Source organism: Bartonella sp. TT110JLCBS (assembly GCF_042193405.1).
In the GTDB taxonomy this organism is placed as follows: domain Bacteria; phylum Pseudomonadota; class Alphaproteobacteria; order Rhizobiales; family Rhizobiaceae; genus Bartonella.
Map to the genome: position 1 here is coordinate 1 of NZ_JBHILT010000050.1, position 4,464 is coordinate 4,464.

Genomic DNA, 4,464 nt, shown 5'->3' on the forward strand with positions numbered 1-4,464 from the left:
ACTGACACCATCAAAAGCTCCTGCTACATCATGATAGATCTTCTTTTCTGACGAACTACCATCAGAATTGAATTGTGAAACCTTGAATTCCGGAGCCCTCCATTCGCCACCTTCATAGCTAGCTCCTCCTCCTAAATACATCGCTAGCGTCTGATGCAAGGAATAAAGCTGATTGCCCGTAATCGCCTCTGTCGAACCTTCAGAAATATCGCCATCTAAAACTGACTTCAGTTTGCTCTTACTTCTTTTATCTCCCTTCCCATGAAGCGCTACAAACGCACTGTCTTCATCACTCCACAACAACGCATTCTGCTCAATATTGTCTGAAATCTCATTATGAAGCTTTGTAAATGAATTGCTTACACCAGCAAACGCTTCAGCAATATTGGGATAGCTATGCTCTTCTGGACTACCATCATCATTAAATGTCGTAACTTTGAATGTAGGCGCTACCCATTGACCATCTTCATAGCTAGCTCCACCACCAAAATACGTCGCTAGCGTCTGATTCAAGGAATAAAGCTGAGAACCATTCACGGCTTCTGTCGAGCCTTCAGAAAGTGTTCCAGCTTTCACGCCAGAGAGACTACGTGTATCACCATTCATGTTTGAAATTATGATTGCACTACCCTCTTTTTCATCACCTATCTTGATTACCTTCGTAGCATCATCCTGCTTAACAAGACTATCTCCTACAACTTTATTAATCTCATTCTTAAGCTCTTTGTGAATATTCGTGAATGAAGCCCCTACACCAGCAAACGCTTTGGCAACATCATCATAACTTTGCTCTTCAACGGCACTACCATCTTCTTTGACGATCTTAACTTTGAAGCTTGGAGCACTCCATTGACCTTCCTTATATTCAGCGCCACCACCTAAATAAGTTGCAACAGTCTTATTCGTATCAAAAAGCTGAGAACCATTGACCGCATCACTTGAGCTTGCAGAAACCTCTCCATTGGAAAGAAATGTAATCTTACTCTTGCTTTCCTTCTCTCCATGCGTCGCTACAAACGCCTCTGCGTCCTTATTCCACAACAGCGCATCGCCTTGAACTTCCTGAGTAATATTTGTGATGTTTTCAGTAAGTTCATTAAACTTATTCGTTAGGTTGTTATTCACATTCTTGAAATTCGTATCAATACCTTCAATGGCTAAACCAACATCACCATAGGATTTTTCTACTACCTCGCCTTTTGCATCAACACTGGATAATTTATAGGTTGGACCCGTGAAAGTACCATCTTTAAAGCTTGTACCTCCACCTAAGTATTTCGCAATATCCTGAGAAATCTTAGAAATCTGACCGCCATTAACCGCATCATGCGAATTCTCACTAATCTGACCTTCGGCAACATTATGCAAACCTACAGGTGTAGAACCCTTACCTTTACCCAAAGTCACACTCGCATAATTAGTGCTGCTATTATCATCACCTTGTTTATCATAGTGAACAACAGCCGATTCATCCGACTGAAGACTGGTAGAAAGATCCTTTAAACTTTCATCAAGCTGACCTTTGTTAACTGCTTCATTATCCCTTGTCGCTGTCTTAACACCTGAAAGTATTCTATCTTGGCTTTCCTTATCCGCAATACTGATGCTCGCACCTTCTTTTTCACCACCAAGCTTGATTACATTTGTCGTGTCATCAAACTTAACAAGACTATCTCCTACAACTTTATTAATCTCATTCTTAAGCTCTTTGTGAATATTCGTGAATGAAGCCCCTACACCAGTAAACGCTTTGGCAACATTATCATAACTTTGCTCTTCAACAGCACTGCCATCTTCTTTGACGATCTTAACTTTGAAACTTGGAGCACTCCAATGACCTTCTTTATATTCAGCACCACCGCCAAAGGATTTAGCTATATTCGTAGCTGTTGTTTCAAGATTGTTAGATACACTGCTTACATTTTGATTAGTCGCAAAAAGCTGAGAACCATTGACCGCTTCACTTGAGCTTGCAGAAACCTCTCCATTGGAAAGAAACTTAATTTTACTGTTGCCTTTCTCATCACCCTCTCCATGTGTCGCCACAAATGCCTTTTCAGAATCACTCCACAACAATGCATTCTGCTTAATATTTTCAGTAACTTCCATGTTGTTTTGGATAAACTTTTTTTGAAGATTCTCAAAAGATGTTCCTACACCAGAAAATGCTTCCGATACAGTATCATACTTCTTCTCTTCAACTTTAGTACCATCCTCATTAACGGTCTTAACTTTGAAACTTGGAGCTGTCCAAGAGCCACCGGCATAACTAGCATCACCACCTAAAGACTGCGCAACACTGTTACCTAAAGCATATAGCTGGTTACCCGCTACGGCATCGCTTGAGTCTTTAGTTATATCCCCATTTGAAAGCGACGTTATCTTGCTGTTTGTCTTCTCACCGTCTTTTTCTCCATGCGTCGCTACAAACGCACCTTCAGCCCTGCTCCATGATAAAGAATCTTGTGCAACTCCTTCTGAAACTTCCTTAATACGATCGTTGATAGTGCTCATGCTGTCATTAATGTCATTAAACGCACCTGCAACATTATTACTGCTCTTTTTATCACCTTTCATACCATCATTGCTGAAAGTCTGAATTTGGAAATCCGGATTTTGCCATTCGCCTTTCTCATTATAACCAGCACCACCACCAAAATAGCCAGCAAACTGTTTTTGCAAATCATAAATCTGTCCACCTGTAATCGCATCACTCGAGCCTGATACTATAGAGCCAGCCGCAAGTGATGTGATCTTGCTGTTCGTCTTGCTTTCCTTTTCCCCGTGCGCCGCTACAAAGGCTTTTTCACTTTCATTCCACAACAGCGCATTGCCTTGAACTTCCTGAGTAATATTCGTGACTTTGTCATTAAAGTCTTTAACCACATTCGTGAAAGAATTACCAACACCTGAAAGAGCTTCTGAAACACTATCGTACTCAGCTTCTTCTGATGCGCCATCTTCTTTAAGGTGTGTAACTTTAAATCTAGGCAACAACCATTGATCTTTCTCATACTTAGCATCACCGTTTAAGTACGATGCAAGATCTTTTCCTAAGGAATAAAGTTGGGAGCCATTTACTGCATCTGTCGATTCTTTCGTAATATCTCCTGCCGCAAGGAACTTAATCTTGCTGTTTGTCTTTGCACCTTCTTTTTCTCCATGCAAGGCGACAAAAGCACCTTCAGCCTTACTCCATGATAAAGAATCTTGTGCTACTCCTTCTGAGACTTCCTTAATACGATCGTTAATATTCTTGATATTCTCATCAAGTCCTTTAAAGGCAGTATCTACACCTTCATACGGTTTATCTGTTACCTTACCGTCTTTAGAAACTGTCGATAAGTCATACTTTGGTCCTTTATAGTTTTTGCCATCAAAGGATATATCGCCACCTAAAATCTTTGACAAATCATCTGTAATGGTATGAAGCTGTCCACCCGTAATCGCATCATGTGACTCCTTGGCAATCTGACCATCAGCAACATTGTGAAGTGCTACAGCAGCAGAATCTTTACCTTTACCTAAAGTCACGCTTGCATAATTTATAGTGTTATTATCACCGTCTTTTTTATCGTAATGAACAACAGCTGAATCTTCAGACTGAAGGCTGGTAGAAAGTTCCTTCAGACTTGCATCAAGCTGCCCCTTATTAACGGCATCATTATTATCTTTTGCATCCTCTACACCAGAAATAACTCGTTTCACACCTCTTTTGTTTGCAACATTGATTACAGTGCCATTTGTTTCCTTACCAATAGTGATAGGAGCCGTTTCGTTATCCTGCTTGACAAGGCTATCGCTGACAACGTTAGTTACATCATTATGAACATTCGTGACAGAACTACTAATATCAGAAAGTGCTTCCGCTACACTCTTATAACTTTCTTCACTTTCTTTACCTTCTGCATTAACTTTCTTGATTACAAAAGTTGGTGCTTTCCACTTTCCATCTTCATAGCCAGCACCTCCACCAAAATACGTCGCAACTGTTTGATTCATCGAATAAAGTTGGTTGCCAGTGATCGCTTCTGTTGAACCTTTAGAAATTTCTCCATCTAAAAGAAACTTCAATTTGCTATTGTTTCTGTCCTTACCTTCCCCATGAAGAGCTACAAAGGCATTGGCTTCATTACTCCAATTCAAAGAATCCTGTGCGACTCCTTCAGAAACTTCCTTAATCCTCTGATTGACATTCTTGATATTATCATCAAGTCCTTCAAATGCTGAACCAACATTGGTAAAAGGTTTGGCTGTTATCTTACCATCTTTATCAATCTCCGATAAACTATAGGTTGGCCCTGTAAACGCACCATTATTAAAAGCTGCATTGCCCCCTAAATAAGTAACAACCTTATCATTCGTTTCAAAAAGCTGACTACCCGTTACAGCATCTGTTGATTTAGCGCTAATCTCACCATTTGCTAGAAACGTAATTCTACTGTTTTCTTGTGTCCTTACAGC

1 pseudogene is annotated in these 4,464 nt (G+C 40.3%); it reads right to left on the minus strand.

Annotated elements, in window-relative coordinates:
• Positions 1 to 4,464 (minus strand): annotated as a pseudogene (locus ACFILW_RS08930) (hypothetical protein); the annotation flags it as partial.